Source organism: Aquiflexum gelatinilyticum, assembly GCF_024741135.1.
Lineage (GTDB): Bacteria > Bacteroidota > Bacteroidia > Cytophagales > Cyclobacteriaceae > Cognataquiflexum > Cognataquiflexum gelatinilyticum.
This window is the reverse complement of record NZ_JANSUY010000001.1, coordinates 294,777-317,762: the sequence shown is the minus strand read 5'-3', so window position 1 is coordinate 317,762 and position 22,986 is coordinate 294,777. Positions and strand designations below refer to the sequence as shown.

The window sequence follows — 22,986 nt, the reverse complement described above, 5'->3', positions numbered from 1 at the left end:
GAATTACATCAAAAAAATCTTTGAAAACGACTCAAAAATCATTTCTCGAAATTTATCAGAATCTTTACCTCATCACCTAGAACAAGACTGCTTTCACCAATTCCATAATCCAACCTGTTAATCGTAAACTCCGCTGAAAAACGTTGATTTTTTCCCGATTTAATCATAGCAAAAGGGATAGTGATTTCCTTCTTTACATCTTTGACCTGAAGCTCAAAAATCCCTACAAATCTCCCTTTTCCTTTCGAAGTAAATCTTTTTGATGAAATTCTGATTTCAGGGAATTTTTCCACATTGAAATACTGCCTTCCCTGCAAATGTTTATCCCGAAGCTTGATCCCTGTTTCAATGCTTTGTGGATTAGCAGTTGCCTTAATCTTGGAATCAATCAGATTTTTTGGATCAAAGGAAATTTCATACTCCCAATCCGATATGGTACCATCCACATTGATTCCGGCGTTTTTTATCTGAAATCGGATTGGATCTATTGTATTTTTGCTTTGACAGAAAATCTGAAATGGAAACAAAAAAACCAGTAAAAGCAGGATTTTTACTTTCATGGATCAAAGGGTTTTCAGAAATGCTATCAATGCCTTTTTATCTTCGGGATCCAATTCCAATCCAAATTCGTGTCCGGATACTGCCCTGTTTTTGATTCCGGCACCAATAAATGCCGTGGGCACATATTCACTTTCTAACCTTTTGGGATCCAGGACATCCTCCAGTTTTGCCAAAGAAGCATCATGGAAAAATGGTCCCCGATACCAAAGTCCTCTTAGAGATGGGACTTTATAATAGCCGGTGCCTCTCCTTGTTTTCGTTGTATATCCAGGATCTGTTCCTACGGAAATGTCAAAAATGTCATACTTGTCATAATGCTCCTCAGGAATCTCAAAACCATCCGCAGGGGTGAGTTTATTATTGGTATAATACGGTGGAGTATGGCAGGTAACACAACCCTGTTCCGCAAAAATCACTTTTCCCTTTTCGGTAAGTTGGCTTGGTTTGTTGGGGTTTTCAGGAGCTTTGATGGAATAAACATATTTTGCCAAGGCATACAATTGCTTGTCTGAATGTCTGTCGTATGTGCCAGGGAACATAATGGGTTTGCCGCTATTGATTACTTCATCATTTAATCCAAGTGGATTGAAACTTCCATACATATTCAGAAAATCCAGAGATTGGTTCATGGCGATATACCGCATCAAATCTTCAATATTTCTATGTTGCCCAAGACCGCCGTGGTCAAGATATTTTCTGTCCTTAACACCTATCAAATCAGGAATCTGCGGGGGAAAAAGGATACTTGTCCCCTGTCTGCCAAAAGCTCCTGTGGGTACGGCGGCGTACGCATCAAGGATATCTTGCTTTTTCTTGGAGAGCAATTCCCCGTGTGGATCTCCCTCCGCCCAAGGAGAGGAAAAAAGAAAACCACTGACAGCCTTGACGTCATTTTCAGGAGCCTTTTGCAGCCCATACGCAAAAGCCTTATCTCCGGGAAAGCTGCCTTGTGCACCCTTCAACAATGAACCATCTGGCATTACCTTGGTGTGGCACATCCCACAGGAGAGATTTCCCAAATAAACCTTTCCTTTTCCAGTTACTATCCATCTGGCAAATGGCATGATTCCATCCTTGGAAAGCGGCATTTCACTATATTCATAAAACCCAACATCACGCACATTTTCTTTGGAAATAATGGCGCCAAGAGAATCAATCGGATAATCAAACAGCAACTCTCCTGCCTTCACAAAGTCTTCCTCGGTCAGTAATTTGGATTCATCCAACTCAATTTCCGCATCTATACTATGTAGCCAATCCCAATATCCCTCAGGTTCATGGTCAGGATGGTACACAGTATAGGTTTTGTAGATAACCCTTTCAGGGAGGTTATAATAAAATGCAGCCGATACCGGCTTTGCCGAAAATTCAGGATTGAAATTGGGAAGTTCCCAATCTTTTATCGCCTCATCGGTCCATACTTTGGGGATATCAGAACCATATTGGATGACCCATTTTTGGATACCGTCAATTGAAATACCCGCCACTAAAATCGGGAATAAAAACAAAACCCAATATCTTCTAAATAGGGTTGACACCTTCGATTTTAAAAGCATTAACAGGGGTCTCATTTCTTGAATTATTGTAAAAAAAGGATTTTGTAAGTTCTTAAGTCAGAAATTGTGATTGCAATATGGAGCCAGAAACCTTTTTTAATGGTCGTCAATCCCTAAAATACAAAAACCATTTGGACTATCAAAAAATGACAATCCAAATGGCTATCCAAGACATTCCTTTATATTTTGCTTATTCCCAAATGAATGTCATTTGGTGGTATCCTTGATAAAGTCCGCCAAATCTTTCTTGAATTTTTGGAGCGATGGCATGTGGGTATAGAACATATGACCTCCCTCATAATACGTCATGATGATGTTTTTTCTGATTTCAGGTCTCAGGTTCATTTGGTCAATGGTGTGTTCCACTCCATAAAACACAGTAGCCAAATCGTAGTAGCCGTTCATAAGCAGCACTTTTACATTTGGGTCTTTGTTCATGGCATCCGCCATATCGATGGCCGTATTCACTGAAATCATACTGCCCCAACCTTCATTCCCTCGGTGTGACCAATCCCATTTAAATCCAGGTGAAGCATAGGCGGAAGTTTTGTAGGTCAGTTTTTTGCTTACACCCAAATCTCTGTGCAAGTAATCCAAGAATCCTGTGGTATAGGCAGGCGAAATGGCATCGCTTTGAGGATCCGTAATAGCATATTGATTTTGAGGCATAGGATTGATGCCTTTGAATCTGGAATCCAATCGGCCGACTGTCATGCCCTCTTCTCTGAGCAATTCATTGAAAAATTCACTGGCTGTCATCCTTAGGTTATTTCTATTCCAAATATCCTTTGATATTCCTGTATAATTTTCCATTTTTTCGGCCACACTGTTTTTATCTGCAGGACTGAGTCTTCCTCCTTTAAACAAAGCCGGCAAATAATCCTGTTCGGTAAATTTTCTCACTTCATCGACAAAAGCTTCCAAGTTGGGGTTTTTGTTGGGAATCTTGTCATGATACCAAGCAGTAGCAGCATAGGATGGGAAATGAATAAGGTAGGAAGTACTTTCTTGGACAGGAAAAGCCAATGACCTGATATCAAATACCGAAGAAACCATGACCACACCATTGAGGGCATATCCTTTGTCCAATAAATAACTCATGACTCCGGCATTTCTGAATGTTCCATAGCTTTCACCCAACAAATACTTTGGTGATTGCATCCGGTCATATTCTTTCAAAAACTGCATGATGAACAAACTAGTAGATCTGATATCTTGATCCACCCCCCAAAAATCCTTTCCCTCCGCCTTTCCGATCGGCATGCTCAACCCTGTTCCAATAGGATCCATCATCACCACATCAGCTACATCGAGAATGGAATAATCATTGTTGACCAATTCATAAGGTGCAGCTTTTGTATATCCCGGATCGTTGACAACAATTCTTTTTGGTCCCATAACACCCATGTGAAGCCAATAGGAAGAGGAACCGGGGCCGCCGTTAAATGAAAAAATGATGGGTCTTTTGGTTGGTCCATCCTCTTTGAAATAAGCTGTAAAGCCATGCAAAGCAATTGGTTCATTGTTTTCATCTCTAAGCTGAAGTGTGCCCGCCCTTGTTTTGAGGCTGTGGGTGGTACCGTTGATTTTGACAGTTTGGGTAGAAGTGAATACCTCACCTTCCTGAATGGGTTTTTCAGTTGGTTTTTCTTGTGCATTGATCTGAAATGCCAGAAGAAAAGCACAAACAAATAGCATGGATTTTTTCATTTTGGTGTGGTTTTTAAATGAATTGATTCGAAAAGCAAGCTAATAAAATCTAAAGCCAAATTAAGAACCGTACAAAAATTTTAAATCTAAGAGGCAGAAATTCAGAGATGTTGGAGCTCAAAGCCGTTTCACAAACGTTTATAATCGATTAGAAACGACAAACTACCGACTAACAGAAAGCTTTTTACAGAAATTTGGACTATTGCTTGATAAACAGGCAGTTTTCATTTAACCAAAACAAAAAAATATGAGCAACATGAGAAACAAGGTACAATTGATCGGAAGATTGGGTGCCAAAGCAGAAACAAAACATTTTGATTCAGGAAAAGCAAAAGCAACTTTCAGCATTGCCACCAAGGATGTTTTCAAAAATGCGAAAGGTGAAAAAGTGGAAGAAACCACTTGGCATAATATCGTCGCATGGGGAAAAACCGCAGAAATAGTAGAGAAGTACACTGATAAAGGTTCTGAAATCGCGATTGAAGGCAAGCTTTCTAACCGTACTTATGAAGATAAAGACGGTACAAAAAAATACATCACTGAGGTAGTAGCTGAAGAGGTATTACTTTTGGGAGAAAAAGTGACCTCCGCATGACCTCAAACCGGCATCCTGGCAAAATCAATGAAAAGGATGCCGGCTTATTTTTTAAATAAAAGAGAATAATGCCCAAAAAGTAAGAAAACAAAATCAAGGTTTTTGAATTTTTAATTCATGTCAGAATAGGAAATCCCTATTTGTAAGATAATCTAAAACAAATCAAAAGATTTTCGGATTGTATTACCATGACATCCAAATATGAGTAATTTTGGCTTTTGGAAAACCTATTAAACATGAAAAAAATAGCAGTATACACATCGGGAGGTGATGCCCCGGGTATGAATGCCTGCATCAGGGCTGTTGTCAGAACAGCGATTTTTAGAGATTTGGAAGTATTTGGAATTTCATACGGCTATGATGGAATGATCAATGGTAACATTAAAAGGATGCAATCCCATTCGGTAAGCAATATTATACAGCGCGGAGGAACCATCTTAAAATCCGCAAGAAGTGAAGAATTCAGGACCAAGGAAGGTAGATCGAAAGCATATCAACAGCTGAAAGCAAACGGCATAGAAGGTTTGGTAGCGATTGGGGGAGATGGTACCTTTACCGGAGCAAAGATTTTTTTTGAAGAATATGGAATTCCCGTCATAGGTTGTCCCGGGACTATCGACAATGACATTTACGGTACTGATTATACCATAGGATTTGATACCGCGGTCAATACTGCTTTGGATGCCATAGACAAAATCAGAGATACCGCAGCGGCTCATGATAGGATTTTCTTCATAGAAGTAATGGGAAGAGACAGTGGCTACATCGCCGTGGAATGTGGTATTGGAGGAGGAGCGGAATTTGTAATGGTTCCTGAAACTTCCACTAACCTTAAAGCAGTGGTAAAATCTCTGAAAAATCTCCGAAAATCCAAGTCTTCAAGTATCATTGTCGTAGCTGAAGGTGATGTTGAAGGCGGTGCAGAAGAAATAATGCAGAAAGTCCGCGAAAAAGTCAATGACCCCGAAAAGGAATTTAAAGTCACCACATTGGGACATATCCAAAGAGGTGGGCGTCCTACAGCCCGGGATAGGGTATTGGCTTCAAGGTGTGGTATGGCTGCAGTAGATGGCTTGATTGCAGGAGAATCCAATTGCATGGCAGGTGTCATGAACGGTCTAGTCGTCTATACCCCATTTGCTGATTGTATCGGGAAAAGCAAAGCCTTAAATCCCGACCATTTGAAATTAATCGAAATATTAAGTATTTAAAATTACCATGGGGTATCTACCTATCATAATTATGCTTGCCGGTTTTTCAGGATTGTTTTGGCTTGTGGTCAACCAATCTATTTTAGCCAAGAAAAAATCCATCTTGCAACTCCAACAGGCTTTTTTTGATGGTTTGGAAAAGTCAGGTTCTTTGACAAAAAACAATGCCAACCTCAGCAAAGAATCTCTACGTTTGATTGATTCAGAATACCAAAAGGTAAAATCAAACCTTACTTCAAAGACAGAACCCACGTTTCAAAAGGAAATCAAGCCTATCTACCAATCATTGAAAATCACCGTTTCCCAATACAACAAACTAATTGTCCAAAAACCCTATAGCTTTGTGGCAAAAGGAATGGGGCATAAACAGCTTGGATGATTGTATAATTTTAAAATTCTCAATTAATGGTCTTCTTGATTTCCAAAAGCCCTAAACCGGTTTTCTTATTCTTTGGTATTTGCAACCAAAGCCAGTATCCCTTGAAGATCTGAAGGATGAAACCATTTCATTTCACTGTATTTTTTGAACCAAGTCATTTGTCTCTTGGCATATCTCCGGGAATTTCTCTTGAGTAACCTTACAGCCTCTTCCCTGTCGTATTTTCCTTCTAAATATCCAAATATCTCAGAATATCCCACAGTTTGAAGTGCATTCAGATGTCTGTGGGTAAATAATTTTTCGGCTTCTTCAAAAATCCCCTCTGTGATCATGGAGTCCATCCTCCTGTCAATTCTTTCATAGAGGTCTTCTCGGTCTCTTTCGAGTCCTACCAAAATACAATTGAAAAATCTGGTATTTTTTTTCTTTTTTCTGAATGAACTGTAAAGCTTACCTGTACCTATACAGACTTCCAAAGCCCTCATCAGCCTTTGGGGATTATGAATATCGACCTCTTCAAAGTATACAGGATCAAGGTTTTTGAGCCTTGATTGTAAATTTTGGATTCCTTTCTCTTTATGATCCAAAATCAATTGCTCCCTAATGGAAGGGTCTACATTCGGGATTTCATCAAATCCAAAACAAATGGCATCAATGTATAATCCTGAACCTCCTGTCAGGATTACCAAATCGTGTTTGGCAAAAAGCTTTTCCAACAACTCTAGTGTTTCTATTTCAAATTTTCGGACATCATACATATCAAAAATTGAAAGTGAATTGACAAAATGATGTTTGACCTCTGCCATTTCATTGACGGTAGGCTTGGCGGTACCGATTTCAGTTTCTCTGTAAAACTGCCTACTATCCGAAGAAATTATTTCGGTTTGAAATATTTTAGCGAGTTTGAGACAGATTTCAGTTTTGCCCACAGCAGTAGGGCCTGCAATTACCAATAAATGTTTATTTTTAGAATCCAAAGCGTGTGTCAGAAAGGCAATAAGTAAATTTCAAAATTATCAATTATAAACAATGAAAGCCAAAAAAGTACTTATTGTAGATGACAATTCTCTCAACAGGAAAGTTTTTGAGCATATCATCGGCCAAATCTACGAATTTGGAACTGCTTCTGACGGAAGGGAGGCATTGGAAAAAATCAAAACCGGGAAATTTGATCTAGTATTAATGGATATACAAATGCCTGTACTTGACGGAATCAACACCCTGAATGTTATCAAAAACGAAAAAATTGCTAATATCCCTGTTATCGCCGTTTCAGCCTTTGCCAATGAAAAAGACAGGGATTACTTTATTTCTACGGGTTTCGATGATTTTATTTCCAAACCTATCAAGCCTCGAAATCTGTTAGAAACCATCGACAGACATTTACGGAAAAATGAAGTGCCGATTAGAATTGATAATCCAAACGAAATAGAACTGGATCCTAAAGTGGTAAATACTTTATTGAAATTTAACAATGCCGAAAACATCCGTTCAGTATATGAGGAGTTTATTGAAGAATGTATTAATTTATTGGTTGAAACCAAATCCTTAATTGATTCAGGAAACTATCCCGAAATCGGAGAGAAAATACATATTATCAAAGGTAATTCCGGTACCCTAGGCGCATTGAAAATTTACAATTTTTGTCAGAATTTTGAAAAAAGCATTAAATCTTCCAATTTTGAGAATACCTTAGAAGATTATATATATTTGAAGAGTATAGTTCAATCATTTCGCTTAAAAATCATCTCATCTCAATTACTCAATCCATGACGGAAAATAAGAAAGTTTTGGTAGCAGAAGACAGTTCTGTTATAATAAACCTTACCAAGAACGTACTCCTTTTCGAGAAATATAGAATTACAGCTGTCAAAAACGGCAAACAAGTTTTGGAAAAACTTTTGAATGAGGATTTTGATTTGATTTTGATGGATATCAACATGCCTGTCATGGACGGGATAGAATGTACCAAAACCATCCGGGCCCTGGAGGACAAAAACAAAGCAAACATTCCGATCGTCGCCATTACAGGGAATTACAAAAACTACACGCTGGATGATTTCAAAAAAGCAGGCCTCAATGACTACATCCAAAAACCATTGGATTATGATTTGTTACTTGCAACTGTAAGAAAACACCTTTCTTAAATAGAAAGAACCGGAATGACAGTCAAATACACAAAAAACTTTCTGGACAAAATCGAAGATCTCTTTGCCTCATCAGAATATATTTTGAGGTATGAAAAAGGAAATTTCAAATCAGGATATTGTGTTCTCAAAGAAAACAAGATCGTCATCGTCAATAAATATTATACCTTAGAAGGCAAGATCAATGCCTTGCTCGATATTATCAAAGAGTTGGGGTTCAGCCCTAAAGATTTTTCAGATAGAAAACTGCAGGATTTAATTTCCGAATTACAACAAACCGAACTAAAACTTTGAAGGTCACATTCTTAGGCACAGGCACTTCTCAGGGCGTACCCGTGATAGCCTGTGACTGTCCGGTGTGCAGTTCACTTGATTACCGGGATAAAAGATTGAGGAGTTCGATCCACCTGGAAATAGAAGGCAAAAGCCTTGTCGTAGATACAGGTCCCGACTTCAGACAACAGATGATCAGGGAAAAAATCCATCATCTGGATGCGGTACTTTTTACCCATGAGCATAAAGACCACACGGGCGGACTGGATGATATCCGCTCCTATAATTTCCTTCAAAAAAAAGACATGCCAATCTATGGGACCAAAAAAGTCCTCAATCAGATCAAGCGTGAATTTGCCTACATATTTGAGGAAGTGAGGTACCCCGGAGTTCCTTCGGTGATTACCCATGAAATCGTCAACGAACCTTTTTCCGCAGAAGGAATCCAGGTCGTCCCGATTCAGGTGCTTCATTATAGATTACCTGTATTTGGGTTTAGGTTTGGGGATTTTACTTATATCACAGATGCCAAATACATCGATGACACTGAACTTGAAAAAATAAAAGGAACCAAAGTCCTTGTGCTGAATGCCCTGCAGCAATCACACCATCTTTCCCACTTCACCTTGGAGGAGGCCATCCAACTCGTGCACCTGATCAAGCCTGAATTGGCTTATTTTACACACATCAGCCATCGCCTAGGCACGCACCAAGAGGTGGGAAAAACATTACCTCCAAATATCCATCTGGCTTTTGATGGATTGAAAATCTCCCTTTAACGATGCACTTCAATTTCCATTTTTTAAAATTCCTTTGCCCAGAGCTGGATAAAACCTTTTCAGGCGCTGAGATTGTGGAATGTTTTTCCCAAAATAAAGACGAATTGGTAATCGGCTGTACGAAAGATGAAGAGGATATTTTCATCCGGGCCAACCTGCTTCCTTCAATTTCCTGTCTTTCCTTTCCCGACAATTTCAAAAGAAGCAAAAGAAATACTGTCTCCCTTTTCCCTCAAATCATCGGAAAAAAGATCAGCAAGATCGATGTCGTCAATTTTGAAAGGGCATTTATAGCCTATTTGGATTCCGGTGACAAAATAGTCTTCAAGCTTCACGGAACGAGAAGTAACATCCTTTTTTATCCTAAAGATGAAACCTTACCGTCTTTGTTGTTTAGAAATGAACTGAGGGATGACAAAAACCTGTTGGTCTCCGATCTTTCAAAAAACCTCCATTTAGACTGGAACACTTTCTCCTCAGTGGAAGGAAATGCCTCAAAATTCTTGCCGACTCTGGGAAAAATCCCAAGAGAATGGCTCAAAAAACAAGGCTATATAGAGGCTGGATTAGAAGAGAAATGGGAGTTGATGAAGGAACTTTTGGATATTTTGGAAAGCCCGCTTTATGCCATCATCAGCGATGAAAATGAATATCTTCTGTCTTTGCTCCCTGAGAAGGAAGCAATATTTACGACTTCTGATCCTATCAAAGCATGTAATGAACTTTTCAGATATAGGGTAGTCATCCAGTCATTTGAAAAAGAAAAACATTCTTGGCTGAAGCAACTTCAGGAACAACAAAAGAGAACGAAGTCCTACATCCAAAAGACCGGGGAAAGATTGGAGCAACTTCTCCTTGAAACACCGCCTTCTCAAGTGGCAGATGTAATCATGGCCAATCTCCATGCGATAGAATCCAATACCGAACAGATTGCGCTTTTTAATTTCTACTCAGGAAAAGAGGAAATTTTCAAACTCAAGGTGGGACAAAGTCCTCAAAAGTATGCCGAAAACCTCTATCGCAAATCCAAAAACAGAAAGAAAGAAATTGAACAACTTTCCCAAAACCTTGCGGAAAAAGAAAAACTATCCCTACATACAGCTTCGTGGCTAGAAGAAATCGAAGGGTTTAAAGACTTTAGGAGCCTTCGGGATTTTATCAAAAACAACCACCTGACTCCAAAATCAAAGGAACATGAGGAACAGGTACCGTTCAAGAGATTTGAAATCGAAGGATTTGAGGTTCTTGTCGGAAAATCAGCAAAATCCAATGACGATATGCTTCGCAATTTTGCCTGGAAGGAAGATTTATGGCTTCATGCCAAAGACGTATCCGGGTCACATGTGCTGATCAAATACCGTTCGGGCATCAATTTTCCGAAAACAGTTTTGGAAAGGGCAGCTGAATTGGCAGCGTATTATTCAAAAAACAAAAATGAAAGCCTTTCTCCTGTGATGTATACTCCTGCAAAGTTTGTGAGAAAAGTAAAAGGAACACCACCCGGAGCAGTAATGGTTGAAAAAGAAAATGTGCTAATGGTAAAGCCTACCGGACCAAAAGAGGACAATAAATAACATCAGAAAGAAAATAATTCGGCATTAAGACAAACAAAAAAGGCCTCCGAGGTGGAAGCCTTTTATGATGTAATCTGATTAATTTATTCCACCAGGTGGATTTTAAGCATATTGGTTTTTCCTTTTTCCTTCAAAGGCATACTGGCAGTATTGATGATGATATCACCGTTTTTAACATAGCCGTCCTTTTTCAACTGGTCTTGGATATCCATAAAAGTGGCATCTGTAGAAGTGTTGCTCTCATAATAATAAGCCCTGACTCCCCAAACCAAACTCAATTGGGTCAAAAGGTTTTTGTTTCTGGTAAAAATCAAAAGGTTGGCAAGTGGCCTGAAAGACGCCAATCTCAAAGGAGTCTGGCCTGAAGTTGTAATACCAACTAATGCTTTTGCTTTCACATTTCTGGAAAGTCTAGCTGCCATCAAGGTGAGATTTTTGCTCAAGAAGTTCGGATCGCTATCTTCTATTTTATAAAGGTGATGGAAAACATCCTCGTTCGTTTCAATGTAGTTGATAATGGTACTCATGGCTTTGACAGCATTGACCGGGAACTGTCCTGAGGCAGTTTCAGCAGAAAGCATTACTGCATCTGCTCCATCCAATACTGCTGTAGCGACGTCATTGGTTTCAGCTCTTGTAGGTCTTGGATGCGTGGTCATACTTTCAAGCATCTGTGTGGCGATGATTACCGGCTTGCAGGCAACTTTACAAAGCGAAACCATTTTCTTTTGCCAAAGCGGAACAGTTTCCATAGGCATTTCCACACCAAGGTCTCCTCTTGCTACCATGATCGCATCGGTCGCCTCAATGATGGATTCAATATTTTGCAAAGCTTCTGGCTTCTCTATTTTCGCTACTATTTTGCAGTTTTTCCCGGCCTTGGTGATTCTTTCTCTTAAGTCGATGATGTCATCCACAGACCTTACAAAAGAAAGTGCAATCCAGTCCACGTCATTGGCCAAACCAAATTCAAGGTCTTCAAGGTCTTTTTCAGTAAGGGAAGGTGCCGATACTTTGGTGTTGGGTAGGTTTATACCCTTTCGTGATTTCAATATTCCTCCGTGAATTACTACGCATCGGACATTCTTGCCATCTGTGCTGTTCACAGCAAGTTCAATATTCCCATCATCAATCAAAATTCGGTCTCCTGATTTCACATCATTGGGAAGGTTTTCATAGACTGTGCTCACTATGTCAGCGTTTCCTACCAAGGAATCATTGGTAATGGTGATTTTACCTCCAGGCACTATTTGGACTCCCCCGTTTTCCATCTCACCCACCCTGATTTTTGGGCCTTGTAAATCTTGAAGAATACCGATTTTGACGGTGAGTTTGTCATTGATTTCGCGTATCATCTTGATGACTTCAGCATGCTGGGCGTGAGTACCATGCGAAAAATTAAGTCTGAATACGTTGGCTCCTGCGTTGGCGAGACTTTTTAAAGTATCAATATTGTTTGATGCTGGACCGATGGTGGCTAATATTTTTGTCTTATTATAAAGAGCAATACTCATAGAATATTGGGTTTTAATAGGTTAATAGATTTTCTTTTGATTTGATTTTGTCGATGTCGAGTTTGACTACATTTTGGATTAATCCATTCCCCGAAAGGCGCTCAATATAGTCATTAATATCCACTTCGGAAGTAAAATCTTGGATGAGTAGGAAGTAGTCTATGATTTTTAATTCGGGAATCAGGTATAATGAATTGGTATCAAGGCCAAAGGATTTGTTTTTTAGCAACTGGATAAATCCATTTTCCTTTTCACTTTTATACTGAGAAATGCAAAGGCGGGTGCCGCTGATAAATTCCAACTCATAATCATCTGTTTTTGCTAATTTTAAATCCAAGGCATTATTGATGATCCAGGCCATTTTATAGTCTTTAACAGGGGCTACAAAACCAAGAAGTTCAAACTCATACAGGTGTTCGACGACTAATTTATTTTTCTTCATTTGGGGAAGAATTTGCTCAAACAAAATTAAAAATAATCTTACAACTTCTGACACCCTAAATAATATCTTCAATTTAGGTGAGGCATTTTTTTGGCAATAAGGTTTTAAATCTATTTCTTTGCGAAGTGTTTTAAATTAAACTGTTCGAAAAATGTCTGAAATTGCACAAAAAGTTAAAGCCATTATCGTTGATAAATTAGGCGTAGAAGAATCTGAAGTAACTCCTGAGGCTAGCTTCACTAATGATCTTGGTGCAGACTCGCTGGATACAGTTGAGCTCATTATGGAATTCGAAAAAGAATTCAACCTTTCTATTCCAGATGACCAGGCTGAGCAAATCGGCACCGTTGGTCAAGCTATCAGCTACCTGGAGGCAAACGTAAAATAAAATATTCATTCAAAATTCATTTATGAATTTAAGAAGAGTTGTAGTAACTGGTTTAGGTGCCCTTACACCGATTGGAAATACCGTTCCCGAATTCTGGAATGGTCTATCAAATGGTGTAAGCGGTGCTGCGCCTATTACTAGGTTCGATGCTTCCCTTTTCAAAACCCAGTTTGCATGTGAGGTCAAGAATCTTGAAGTCGAACAGTTTATTGACAGAAAAGAAGCCCGGAAAATGGATCTTTTTACTCAAATGGGGCTTATAGCTGCAGATGAAGCGATCAAAGATGCAGGTCTTGATCTAGAAAAAATCAACTTACACAGAGCCGGAGTCATCATGGGTTCAGGTATCGGCGGTCTCAGGTCCTTTCAGGATGAGGTCACTGATTTTGCCAGAGGTGATGGTACCCCAAGGTTCAACCCCTTCTTTATTCCCAAAATGATAGCTGACATCTGCGCAGGCTTCATTTCAATTAAATATGGATTCAGAGGGCCAAATTTTGTAACAGTTTCGGCTTGTGCTTCTGCCACAAACGCCATCATTGATGCTTTTAATTATATCAGGTTAAACAAAGCGGACATCTTCATCACCGGGGGCACTGAAGCTACCATTACTGAAGCGGGTGTTGGCGGGTTTAATGCCTTGAAAGCACTTTCCCAAAGAAATGATTCTCCTACTACTGCTTCCCGACCTTTTGACAAAGACAGAGATGGCTTTGTCCTTGGTGAAGGAGCCGGGTGTTTGATCTTAGAAGATTATGAACATGCCAAAGCACGTGGAGCAAAAATATATGCCGAATTGGTAGGTGGCGGAATGACTGCAGACGCTTACCATATCACTGCTCCCCATCCTGAAGGAGAAGGAGCAAGCAACGTGATGAAGCACGCTTTAGAGGATGCAGAAATGCAGCCTGAAGATATTGATTACGTCAATGTACACGGGACTTCCACTCCTCTCGGGGATATCAGTGAAGTAAAAGCGATTCAAAAGGTATTTGGTGAGCATGCTTATAACATCAATATAAGCAGCACCAAATCGATGACAGGTCACCTTCTGGGTGCGGCAGGTGCCATTGAAGCGATTGCTTCAATCCTTGCCATCAAAAACAGCCTCATTCCCCCCACTATCAACCATTTTACAGATGATGAGGAGTTTGACCCTAGATTAAACCTGACTTTCAATAAAGCACAAAAACGAGAAATCAGGGCTGCATTGAGTAATACCTTTGGATTTGGTGGGCATAATGCTTCCATCATCTTCAAAAAAATAACAGGATAATTTTGAAACTGTCAAGATTACTTAGGCTTAGGTCTCTGTTTTATAATAAATACGAAAAAAGGCTTGCTTCCTCCATCAAACATATGGTCGGAAGCAAGCCTTTTAATTTGACCCTTTATAAACTTGCCATCAAACACGCTTCTGTGGCAGAGGAATCCATCAATGGGATGAAAATTTCCAATGAAAGGCTCGAATACCTCGGCGATGCAGTTTTGGGAGCAGTAGTTGCAGAATTTTTATTTATTAAGTATCCCTACAGAGATGAGGGCTTTCTTACAGAAACAAGAAGCCGGATGGTAAACAGGGAAGCCCTCAATCAAATCGCCATCAAAATCGGACTTTCGAAAATCATTAGTGAGGAATACAAAGGCAAAAATCTAAGTGCTCATAAATCTTTGTACGGAGATGCGTTGGAAGCAATGGTTGGCGCGATTTATTTGGATAGAGATTTCCATTTTTGTAAAAAATTCATCTTAAAAAGGATTATTATCCATTTTGATCTGGACAACATTATCAGCACCACGACAAATTTTAAGAGTAAAATCATCGAATGGGGTCAAAGAGAAAATGCTGAAATTGATTTTAAAACAATTTCTGTAAATGGAGAACAACGGTTCAAGGAATTTATAGTCGAACTCCATGTCAGCGGAAAACTTTTGGCAGAAGGAAAAGGAGCCACCAAAAAGAAAGCAGAGCAAGAAGCTGCTAAAAATGCTTGTGAAATTCTCAAGATAGCAGTATAGTAATGTATCTTTGGGGTCAGTTTATAGTATTTATATCATCAAAATGTCAACATTAAAAATCGCTTGTGCAACTGTCAACCAAACACCTTTAGACTGGACAGGAAATCTTGATCATATCAAGCAGGCGATAATAAAGGCAAAATCCCTGAATGTAGAATTTGTATGTTTTCCTGAATTAGCAATCACAGGCTATGGTAGTGAAGATCTTTTTTTAAGCTATTGGTATCCACAAAAAGCAATCAGTCAATTGGCACACCTCCTTCCCTATTCAGAAGGAATTACAGTAGCTGTTGGTTTGCCTGTCAGGATCCAAGAAAAGGTTTACAATTGTGTGGCAGTCCTGGAAAACCAAAAAGTTTTGGGTTTTGTAGCCAAGCAATTTATGGCCATAGACGGGGTGCATTATGAGTTTCGTTGGTTTACCCCTTGGGAACACGGGAAAGTGATCCAGTTTGAATTTCAGGGAAATCAGATTCCTTTTGGAGACCTTGTCCTGGAGAAAAACGGGATAAAATATGGTTTTGAAATCTGTGAAGATGCCTGGAGAGGAGACCTCAGACCGGGCTTTAGACTCAAAGACAGAAATGTAGACCTTATCTTCAATCCAAGTGCAAGTCACTTTGCCATGGGCAAAAGTATCCTTAGAGAACAGCTAGTCAATGAAAGCTCCAAGAAATTTGCAGCTACTTATTTTTATGTCAATCTCCTTGGCAATGAAGCAGGAAGAATGATCTTTGATGGAGAAATCCTTGCTTCAAAACATGGAAAGCTGATTTTAAAAAACGAGCTTCTTTCCTTTGAAGATTTTCAGGTTTTGGTTTTTGGCTATGACAAGAAAAAGGAAGAATACCCTGAAATTAAAAGCCTGCATGATAAAAACGAGGAATTTGTAAAGGCCTCAGCCTTGGCTCTTTTTGATTACCTTCGAAAAAGTAAAAGCAAAGGCTTTGTGTTATCCCTTAGCGGTGGGGCGGATTCTTCCACAATTGCGGTTTTGGTATCGGAAATGGTCAGACGTGGCGTTGAAGAACTGGGAGTTACTCTCTTTTCTCAAAAATTGGGATTATCCTTTGTGCCGTCGACAAATAATCCGGTCAAAGAAATCACCGGACAGCTACTTACAACAGCTTATCAGGCGTCCGACAATTCTTCATTTGTCACTTTCCAAAGTGCAAAGTTCTTAGCCGAAAGTATGGGCGCTGAATTCCTTCATTGGGAAATCACCGATGAAGTCAAATCTTATACAGAAAAAATAGAAAAAGCCATTGGAAGAAAACTCTCTTGGAAAGAAGATGACATAGCTCTCCAAAACATTCAGGCGAGGACGAGGTCTCCCATCATTTGGATGCTTGCCAACATAAAAAACGCCCTTCTTTTGAGCACTTCAAACAGAAGTGAAGGAGATGTAGGGTATACAACCATGGACGGAGACACAAGTGGAAGCATCTCACCTATAGCTGGGGTTGACAAGCATTTTGTCATCCAATGGCTTCGTTGGGCCGAAACAGAACTTAATTATTCCGGCTTGAATAAAGTGAATGGTCTCCAACCTACAGCTGAACTCCGACCTTCTGAAAACCAACAGACAGACGAGACTGACCTCATGCCTTATGCTGTAATTGTCGAAATCGAGCGGCTAGCTATTCGGGACAAAAGGTCACCGCTTGACATCTTTTTAATCCTAAAGGAGGAATTGAACGTAGAAAAAGAATTGCTAAAAAGTTATATCAAAAAATTCTTTCGGCTTTGGTCCCAAAACCAATGGAAAAGAGAACGCTTGGCGCCTTCTTTTCATTTGGATGAATTCAATGTCGATCCAAAAACCTGGTACAGATTCCCGATATTATCAGGAGGATATGCGGAAGAATTGAAAGAATTGGATGAATATTGAATTAAATAAAATCACCTGACCCAAAAAAACAACAATATGACATTACAACTGATAGTAGACTATATCGTTTGGAGTCCCAACCCGGCGGTTTTTCCAAGTTTTGAAAGGTTAAGGTGGTACAGCCTATTGTTTGCTTTTGGATTTATAATATCACAACAGGTGATGATCTACATCTACCGCAAGGAAGGTCAGGATGACAGGCTTGTTGACAAGCTGACTATTTACATGGTATTGGCCACTATTATCGGTGCAAGATTAGGCCATGTACTTTTTTATGAACCCGAAAAATACCTCAGTAATCCCCTCGAAATCCTAAAAGTTTGGGAAGGAGGACTTGCGAGTCATGGGGCAGCCATTGCAATATTGTTTTCCTTATACCTGTATGCAAGGAAGGTTCCCACTCAAACATATTTATGGGTGGTAGACCGCATTGTGATTGTAACAGCCATGACAGGTGCCATGATCAGAATGGGGAACCTGATGAATTCTGAAATAGGTGGAAAACCGACCGGTACTGATAGTGGTTTTGTATATGCTAGAGATAGTGAAGAAATTTTGGAAACTTTACGCATTCCGGTTTTAGAAGTCAGCGCGTACAAACCTGATAACAGAGAATCTGAACTTACCGGGACCGGAATAGTTCCTGTCAATATTGATATTAAAATAGATAAGGGAGGATTCAGTGAGGGTGATCTAAAGGCTACATTGAATACCGATGTCAAGTATGTTTTGACCAAATTCAAGAGTTCTCAGAAATACATGGCGGAAAACCCCAATACTCCCTTGAATTTTGACCTTTCTGATAAGGGAGACCATTTTCTGGCTACAATTTATACTTTTGGTATAGCCCGGTATCCTACCCAAATTTATGAATCGGCATCTTATTTTATAATCTTCCTTGTTTTACTTTGGCTATGGATGACTTACAAGTCAAGGCTTCCTGATGGTTTGCTTTTGGGATTGTTTTTGATCTCGGTATTTGGAATGCGCTTTGTCTGGGAATACCTGAAAGAAAATCAGGTTGACTTTGAGCAGGGACTTTCTCTAAACATGGGCCAATGGCTGAGCATTCCATTGGTGATCGGTGGCTTTATATTAGTGGGATTGGCTTTAAAAAAAGGCTTCAAAGGGTAAAATAAGCTAAGGAACCGGGTCGTGTCCATGACCTCCCCAAGGGTGGCAACTTGCTATTCTTTTGATTCCTAGCCAACCTCCTTTGAATATTCCGTGTTTCAATATCGCTTCTTTGGTATATTGGCTACAAGTGGGTGTATACCTGCATGAAGCAGGAAAAAGTGGAGAAATCACATATTGGTACACCAAAACCGGAAATATGGCGATCTTTCGGATAATTGTTTTCAAAGCAGTGATATTTCAGGGATAAAAAAATATAGCAAGCTAAAGTTCATTTAATTTAAAATAAGTACTGTCTAACTTGAAAGATTTTCGCAAATATAGCTTTCTTTTCCTCCTTCCATTGCTTGGATTTTTTGAGGTAAATTATGCTGTTGCCCAGACTGAAGCAGTAGAAAAAGACAGTACAACAACGGTCAGCCATCCGGAAAAGGTGGTCATCAATAATATTTTTATTGTAGGAAATGAAAAGACTCGAAAGAATATAATCCTTAGGGAAATAGACCTTAAAACAGGAGTCAGTTATGATTGGGATGAATTGATCTCGATGATACAGGCTGATCAAAAAAAAATCTATAACCTGCAGTTGTTTAACAGTGTGGAAATCACACCACTCATCACGGACAATGAACAGATTGAACTATTGGTCTCAGTAACCGAAAGGTGGTATATCATCCCAAACATCATTTTCAACCTTGCTGACCGTAACATTGCAGAATGGTGGACTAACCAAAACCGGGATTTTTCCAGGGTAAATTACGGAGCAAGGTTGGTTCACAACAACGTTGGCGGCAGGAATGAAAAGCTGAAAGTCGGAGCACAATTTGGTTTTGTGAAAGCATTTGAAGTACTGTACAGCATCCCTTATCTGGACAAAAATCAAAACCATGGCATCTCCGGCCAATTTACCTATTTCACCCAAAAGACCATTCCCGTCAAATCAGCATTCAACAAACAGGTTTTTTATACCAACGAAAAAGAAGAAGTTTTAAGAAAAAATTCTTCCGCCTATTTCAGATATAGTTATAGAGGGAGTTATTACAATTTTCATTTTGTAACTTTTGGATACAACAATACCACCATCAACCCTGATGTTTTTGTCCAAAATCCTGACTATTTACTGAATGAAAGCAACAAACTCAATTACTTTGTACTAGGATATACTTTTAGACATGATAAAAGGAATAATATCCAATATGCCACTGAGGGTGAATTATTGAACATCAGTGTGACAAAGTATGGCATCTTTGCATCAGATGATATGGATGATACCGAAATCTCTATCAATGCCAATAAGTATATCAAAGTAAGCGATAAATTCAATTTTGTTTCCGGATTGTCACTCAATTCATTTATTCAAAAAAGACAGCCTTTCACTTTGGTAAGAGGAATCGGATATAATCCCAATTTTATCAGGGGTTATGAACTGAACGTAGTGGAAGGTCAACAGATCCTTGTACACAAAAACAGCTTCAGATTCAAATTTATTGACGTGGGATATGATATTGGAAAATATGTCCCATTGGAAGAATTTTCTTACCTACCGCTCAAAATGTATCTTGGTTTTAATTTTGACCATGGATTCGTCAATGACCGAAACAACCTGCCTGACAATGCCCGTCTGACGAATAAATACCTTTTTGGCTATGGAGCAGGCCTTGATATCGTGACGCTTTATGACATGGTATTCAGGTTTGAATACTCCCTCAACAACCAAGGTGAACAGGCATTTTTTGTCAACTTTAGGGCACCTTTTTGAGTTAGTCGAATTTAAACGTTTAAGATCGGGTAGTTATTTTTTCCTTTCCTTTTGTACTTGTATTTTTAATTGAATCGATTTTCCTCCGGTTTTTTTAATGACATGACAAGTCCTCTCAAATTTTTGTTTCTCTTAAGTCTGATTTTAGGCTGTGCTCAAGCTAAAGGACAAACCGGTACAGAAGCATTGCCTAGAGGCGGAAGAAGCATGGGTTTGGGAAATTCAAATGTGACAATCGGAGATGTTTGGAGCATTTTTAATAACATTGGGGGACTCTCAAAGATTGATTATACCCAAGCTACATTTTCTTACGACCACCGTCTTGGCATCAATGAACTCACCACATTGGGTGCCGCTGTGGCAATTAAAGGTAATCAAAAGGCTTTTGGGTTAGGAATTTCAAGTTTTGGTTCGGAGAGTTTTTCCCAAAATCAAATCGGGATTGGTTTTTCAAATCAATTGGGCATTGCTAGTCTTGGATTAAAAGTAAATTACTTACAGACGAGCATTGAAGGATTTGGAAGGGGCGGGGCAGCAATCATAGAATTTGGAGGGGTGGCAGAATTGACACCAGAATTGTTTTTTGGAGCCCATGCCTACAATATCACCCGTGCGAAATATGGCAAAAATTCGAATGACCGCTTGCCTACTACCATCAAAGCGGGGATTTCTTATCGACCTGCCTCAAAGGTCATGGTAAACCTTGAAGCCGAAAAAGACATCCTATTAGACCCATTATTGAAATTAGGATTGGAATATAATATTTTGGAAAGGGTATGGGCCAGGGTTGGAATGAATACACAACCCAATAAATTCTTTTTTGGTATAGGTTTCCGTCCCAAAAGATACTACATCGATTATGCATTGACCCAGCATTCCAGTCTGGGAAATACGCATCATTTTTCATTCAGCTACCTGTTTTTGACCAAATGAAAACCTTGGTTTCTATAGGAATATTGGTGCTTATGGTAGTCCATCAAAGCCAAGCCCAAACCTACCGGAAGGACGAGATTAATATCGAAAATTTTATAGAGGAGCTTTTTGGAATGCAAAGGTCAGATGAGAATTATGAGGATCTTTATGAAAGTCTTTTGCAGGTATTTCTAAATCCCATAAACCTGAACAAAACAAACGCAGAGGAATTAAAGTCGATATTCATTTTGACGCCTTCACAGGTCAATAGCTTTATTGCATACCAAAATCAATTTGGGGAATTTATTTCAATCTATGAATTACAAGCCATTCCTGATTTTGACCTGGAAACTATCTATAAACTATTACCATTTGTCGTTTTGGATGATTCAGAAAAGATGCAGGGCTCGTTGAAAGAAAGGGTTCTGTCTTCAAAAGATGCATATTTTATCTTCAGGCAAAATAGGGTTTGGGAAACCCGAAAGGGGTATACTCCTCCTGATACTTTGGGAAATGGGGAGCTGACAAGCAGGTATCTTGGTGATCCCAATAGCCTTTACGGCAGGTTTAGAATCCAACATTCAAAAGATTTCAGTCTTGGATTTACGATTGACAAAGATTCCGGGGAGCAATTCATTTGGAATCCCAATTCAAAAAGGTTTGGCTTCAATTTTTTATCATATCATTTTACTTTATACAACCAAGGTAATTTTAAGGCAATTTCGCTGGGGGATTTTCAGATGCAGACCGGGCAAGGTTTGGTGTTTGGTGCAGGATTTGGGGTGGGAAAAGGAGCCGAAACCATCACTACAGTCAGGCGAAGTACCATAGGCATAAGACCTTACACTGCAGCCTTAGAATTTGGCTTTTTCAGGGGCATGGCTGCCACTTATAAAGCAGGCCCATTGAATGTTACCTTAATGGCTTCAAATGCGCCACGGGATGGAAATCTTCAGGTCCAAATTGACACCATAGAAACTACGGAGGAAATCATCACTTCACTGCAAAGCAGCGGGCTCCATCGCACAGCTACCGAGATCACTTACAAAAACAGGATCCGTGAGAAAAATCTCGGAGCCAATATCCATTACCAAAGCAGGAAGCGGGATTTTCAAATTGGGGTCAATTCCCTTTATACCCAATTTGGACAGGCATTTCAAAGAAACAGGCAGGTTTATAACCAATATGAGTTTTACGGAAAAGCAAACCACCTGCACAGTCTCTATTTTGCATACAACTATCAAAATTATTTTTTCTTCGGAGAAACTGCAATATCGAAAAGCGGAGGAAAAGGTTCGGTTTTAGGAATGATGAGCAGCCTGCATCCAAAGCTTGGATTTTCGGTATTGTGGAGACGTTTTGACAGAGATTTTCACAGCTTTTACGGCAATGCCTTTTCCGAAGGAACGAGACCGATCAACGAACATGGACTCTATTTTGGCTTGAATTACAAACCCAATCAAAAGATAACCTGGTCAGTTTATTATGACTATTTCAGGTTTCCATGGCTTAAATACCGGGTATATGCACTATCAGCAGGAAACGAGTGGCTTACTCGGTTCACTTACTCACCATCCAGAAAAATTCTGCTTTTTGCCCAAATCCGTGAAGAATCCAAATCAAGAAATATTTCAGAACTCCAAAATAATTTTCAATCAGGCTACCAACTTTCCCAAGGCAAAAAATGGAATTATGCCTTCAACCTGGATTATAGTCTAGACAAACATTGGAGTATCAAATCTAGAATCATGTCTAGCAGGTTTGACTTCAACAATAAAACCACAAGAGGTTTTGCCATCAGTCAAGATATCAATGTAGACTATGAAAAATGGAGGCTCTCGGGAAGAATCGTACTTTTCGATACAGAAGATTATGACAACAGGCAATTTATTTATGAAAGGAATGTCTTGTGGCTATTCTCTATTCCAGCGCTTAACGGTCAGGGGATGCGGTATTATCTTTTGGGTCAATATAAAATCAATCCCAAACTGACTTTTTGGGCAAGAATAGGCAGAACAATTTTTACTGATCGAGAAGTCATAGGAAGTGGCCTCCAAGAAATAAATGGCAAAAAGATTACAGAAACGGTTTTTCAACTTCAATACCAGTTCAATAGATAATTTCCACCATCGGTACAACCTT

Annotated in this window: 23 protein-coding genes; 16 read left to right on the top strand and 7 right to left on the bottom strand. The window is 39.4% G+C overall.

What is annotated here, in order from left to right; translation table 11 throughout:
* Positions 1–38 precede the first annotated feature (38 nt).
* From NU887_RS01350 to NU887_RS01340, 3 genes are all read right to left on the bottom strand, one after another.
* Positions 39–560, bottom strand: a complete 522-nt coding sequence (locus NU887_RS01350) for a YceI family protein (RefSeq protein WP_258421551.1) — start codon at positions 558–560, stop codon at positions 39–41.
* 3 nt (positions 561–563) lie between these two features.
* On the bottom strand, positions 564–2,099 hold the full coding sequence (locus NU887_RS01345; protein ID WP_258421550.1) for a hypothetical protein: 1,536 nt from the start codon (positions 2,097–2,099) through the stop codon (positions 564–566).
* A 225-nt stretch (positions 2,100–2,324) separates the two neighbouring features.
* On the bottom strand, positions 2,325–3,827 hold the full coding sequence (locus NU887_RS01340; protein ID WP_258421549.1) for a S10 family peptidase: 1,503 nt from the start codon (positions 3,825–3,827) through the stop codon (positions 2,325–2,327).
* A gap of 247 nt (positions 3,828–4,074) precedes the next feature.
* On the opposite strand from NU887_RS01340, the gene NU887_RS01335 reads away from it, so the two are divergent.
* From NU887_RS01335 to NU887_RS01325, 3 genes are all read left to right on the top strand, one after another.
* Positions 4,075–4,422: a single-stranded DNA-binding protein gene (locus NU887_RS01335; RefSeq protein WP_258421548.1), complete on the top strand. Its 348-nt coding sequence runs from the start codon at positions 4,075–4,077 to the stop codon at positions 4,420–4,422.
* A gap of 236 nt (positions 4,423–4,658) precedes the next feature.
* A complete protein-coding gene (pfkA, locus tag NU887_RS01330; RefSeq protein WP_258421547.1) occupies positions 4,659–5,633 on the top strand; it encodes a 6-phosphofructokinase in 975 nt (324 codons plus the stop codon).
* Positions 5,634–5,640: 7 nt separating this feature from the next.
* Complete coding sequence (locus tag NU887_RS01325; RefSeq protein WP_258421546.1) at positions 5,641–6,012, top strand: hypothetical protein; 372 nt, start codon at positions 5,641–5,643, stop codon at positions 6,010–6,012.
* Between the two features lie 65 nt (positions 6,013–6,077).
* Here NU887_RS01325 and miaA read toward each other — a convergent pair whose 3' ends face one another.
* A complete protein-coding gene (miaA, locus tag NU887_RS01320) occupies positions 6,078–6,965 on the bottom strand; it encodes a tRNA (adenosine(37)-N6)-dimethylallyltransferase MiaA (RefSeq protein WP_258421545.1) in 888 nt (295 codons plus the stop codon).
* A gap of 76 nt (positions 6,966–7,041) precedes the next feature.
* Here miaA and NU887_RS01315 point away from each other — a divergent pair, with 76 nt between their 5' ends.
* From NU887_RS01315 to NU887_RS01295, 5 genes are read left to right on the top strand one after another with little or no spacing between them, the layout of a single operon-like run.
* A complete protein-coding gene (locus NU887_RS01315) occupies positions 7,042–7,785 on the top strand; it encodes a response regulator (RefSeq protein ID WP_258421544.1) in 744 nt (247 codons plus the stop codon).
* Positions 7,782–8,159: a response regulator gene (locus NU887_RS01310; RefSeq protein ID WP_113925476.1), complete on the top strand. Its 378-nt coding sequence runs from the start codon at positions 7,782–7,784 to the stop codon at positions 8,157–8,159. Before NU887_RS01315 ends, NU887_RS01310 begins: the two co-directional genes overlap by 4 nt.
* A gap of 15 nt (positions 8,160–8,174) precedes the next feature.
* Complete coding sequence (locus tag NU887_RS01305; RefSeq protein ID WP_258421543.1) at positions 8,175–8,453, top strand: hypothetical protein; 279 nt, start codon at positions 8,175–8,177, stop codon at positions 8,451–8,453.
* Positions 8,450–9,211 (top strand): MBL fold metallo-hydrolase, encoded by a 762-nt coding sequence (locus NU887_RS01300; protein WP_258421542.1) that lies wholly within the window; start codon positions 8,450–8,452, stop codon positions 9,209–9,211. The genes NU887_RS01305 and NU887_RS01300 overlap by 4 nt, the downstream gene beginning before the upstream one ends.
* 2 nt (positions 9,212–9,213) lie before the next feature.
* The gene (locus tag NU887_RS01295) at positions 9,214–10,785 is read left to right on the top strand and encodes an NFACT RNA binding domain-containing protein (RefSeq protein WP_258421541.1); all 1,572 of its coding nucleotides are present in this window, start codon (positions 9,214–9,216) and stop codon (positions 10,783–10,785) included.
* 83 nt (positions 10,786–10,868) lie between these two features.
* On the opposite strand, the gene pyk is transcribed toward NU887_RS01295, so the two are convergent.
* On the bottom strand, positions 10,869–12,299 hold the full coding sequence (pyk, locus tag NU887_RS01290) for a pyruvate kinase (protein ID WP_258421540.1): 1,431 nt from the start codon (positions 12,297–12,299) through the stop codon (positions 10,869–10,871).
* A 13-nt stretch (positions 12,300–12,312) separates the two neighbouring features.
* A complete protein-coding gene (locus NU887_RS01285) occupies positions 12,313–12,741 on the bottom strand; it encodes an IPExxxVDY family protein (protein WP_258421539.1) in 429 nt (142 codons plus the stop codon).
* Positions 12,742–12,892: 151 nt separating this feature from the next.
* Between NU887_RS01285 and NU887_RS01280 the strand changes: the two genes are divergently transcribed.
* From NU887_RS01280 to NU887_RS01260, 5 genes are all read left to right on the top strand, one after another.
* On the top strand, positions 12,893–13,129 hold the full coding sequence (locus NU887_RS01280) for an acyl carrier protein (protein WP_113925470.1): 237 nt from the start codon (positions 12,893–12,895) through the stop codon (positions 13,127–13,129).
* A 22-nt stretch (positions 13,130–13,151) separates the two neighbouring features.
* Positions 13,152–14,405: a beta-ketoacyl-ACP synthase II gene (gene fabF / locus NU887_RS01275; RefSeq protein ID WP_258421538.1), complete on the top strand. Its 1,254-nt coding sequence runs from the start codon at positions 13,152–13,154 to the stop codon at positions 14,403–14,405.
* A gap of 83 nt (positions 14,406–14,488) precedes the next feature.
* Positions 14,489–15,148 (top strand): ribonuclease III, encoded by a 660-nt coding sequence (gene rnc, locus NU887_RS01270; RefSeq protein WP_258421537.1) that lies wholly within the window; start codon positions 14,489–14,491, stop codon positions 15,146–15,148.
* Between the two features lie 43 nt (positions 15,149–15,191).
* Complete coding sequence (nadE, locus tag NU887_RS01265; RefSeq protein WP_258421536.1) at positions 15,192–17,039, top strand: NAD(+) synthase; 1,848 nt, start codon at positions 15,192–15,194, stop codon at positions 17,037–17,039.
* 36 nt (positions 17,040–17,075) lie between these two features.
* Positions 17,076–18,173 carry a prolipoprotein diacylglyceryl transferase gene (locus tag NU887_RS01260; RefSeq protein ID WP_258421535.1) on the top strand — a complete coding sequence of 366 codons (1,098 nt, stop codon included), beginning with the start codon at positions 17,076–17,078 and terminating at the stop codon, positions 18,171–18,173.
* Between the two features lie 6 nt (positions 18,174–18,179).
* Here the strand turns inward: NU887_RS01260 and yidD are convergent, their stop codons facing one another.
* Complete coding sequence (gene yidD, locus NU887_RS01255; RefSeq protein ID WP_258421534.1) at positions 18,180–18,401, bottom strand: membrane protein insertion efficiency factor YidD; 222 nt, start codon at positions 18,399–18,401, stop codon at positions 18,180–18,182.
* Between the two features lie 73 nt (positions 18,402–18,474).
* Here yidD and NU887_RS01250 point away from each other — a divergent pair, with 73 nt between their 5' ends.
* The 3 genes from NU887_RS01250 (at position 18,475) to NU887_RS01240 (ending at position 22,964) form a co-directional block, all read left to right on the top strand.
* A complete protein-coding gene (locus NU887_RS01250; protein ID WP_258421533.1) occupies positions 18,475–19,932 on the top strand; it encodes a POTRA domain-containing protein in 1,458 nt (485 codons plus the stop codon).
* A 123-nt stretch (positions 19,933–20,055) separates the two neighbouring features.
* Entirely contained in the window at positions 20,056–20,865 is an 810-nt protein-coding gene (locus NU887_RS01245; RefSeq protein ID WP_258421532.1) for a PorV/PorQ family protein, read from the top strand.
* Complete coding sequence (locus tag NU887_RS01240; RefSeq protein WP_258421531.1) at positions 20,862–22,964, top strand: ComEA family DNA-binding protein; 2,103 nt, start codon at positions 20,862–20,864, stop codon at positions 22,962–22,964. Before NU887_RS01245 ends, NU887_RS01240 begins: the two co-directional genes overlap by 4 nt.
* Positions 22,965–22,986 lie beyond the last annotated feature (22 nt).

Coding starts and splice junctions, on each gene's coding strand:
- rnc (WP_258421537.1), top strand. CDS start 14,489: ATGGTCGGAAGCAAGCCTTTTAATTTGACCCTTTATAAACTTGCCATC.
- NU887_RS01350 (WP_258421551.1), bottom strand. CDS start 560: ATGAAAGTAAAAATCCTGCTTTTACTGGTTTTTTTGTTTCCATTTCAG.
- nadE (WP_258421536.1), top strand. CDS start 15,192: ATGTCAACATTAAAAATCGCTTGTGCAACTGTCAACCAAACACCTTTA.
- pfkA (WP_258421547.1), top strand. CDS start 4,659: ATGAAAAAAATAGCAGTATACACATCGGGAGGTGATGCCCCGGGTATG.
- NU887_RS01305 (WP_258421543.1), top strand. CDS start 8,175: ATGACAGTCAAATACACAAAAAACTTTCTGGACAAAATCGAAGATCTC.
- NU887_RS01285 (WP_258421539.1), bottom strand. CDS start 12,741: ATGAAGAAAAATAAATTAGTCGTCGAACACCTGTATGAGTTTGAACTT.
- fabF (WP_258421538.1), top strand. CDS start 13,152: ATGAATTTAAGAAGAGTTGTAGTAACTGGTTTAGGTGCCCTTACACCG.
- NU887_RS01280 (WP_113925470.1), top strand. CDS start 12,893: ATGTCTGAAATTGCACAAAAAGTTAAAGCCATTATCGTTGATAAATTA.
- NU887_RS01310 (WP_113925476.1), top strand. CDS start 7,782: ATGACGGAAAATAAGAAAGTTTTGGTAGCAGAAGACAGTTCTGTTATA.
- NU887_RS01260 (WP_258421535.1), top strand. CDS start 17,076: ATGACATTACAACTGATAGTAGACTATATCGTTTGGAGTCCCAACCCG.
- NU887_RS01240 (WP_258421531.1), top strand. CDS start 20,862: ATGAAAACCTTGGTTTCTATAGGAATATTGGTGCTTATGGTAGTCCAT.
- NU887_RS01340 (WP_258421549.1), bottom strand. CDS start 3,827: ATGAAAAAATCCATGCTATTTGTTTGTGCTTTTCTTCTGGCATTTCAG.
- NU887_RS01335 (WP_258421548.1), top strand. CDS start 4,075: ATGAGCAACATGAGAAACAAGGTACAATTGATCGGAAGATTGGGTGCC.
- NU887_RS01325 (WP_258421546.1), top strand. CDS start 5,641: ATGGGGTATCTACCTATCATAATTATGCTTGCCGGTTTTTCAGGATTG.
- NU887_RS01295 (WP_258421541.1), top strand. CDS start 9,214: ATGCACTTCAATTTCCATTTTTTAAAATTCCTTTGCCCAGAGCTGGAT.
- pyk (WP_258421540.1), bottom strand. CDS start 12,299: ATGAGTATTGCTCTTTATAATAAGACAAAAATATTAGCCACCATCGGT.
- NU887_RS01315 (WP_258421544.1), top strand. CDS start 7,042: ATGAAAGCCAAAAAAGTACTTATTGTAGATGACAATTCTCTCAACAGG.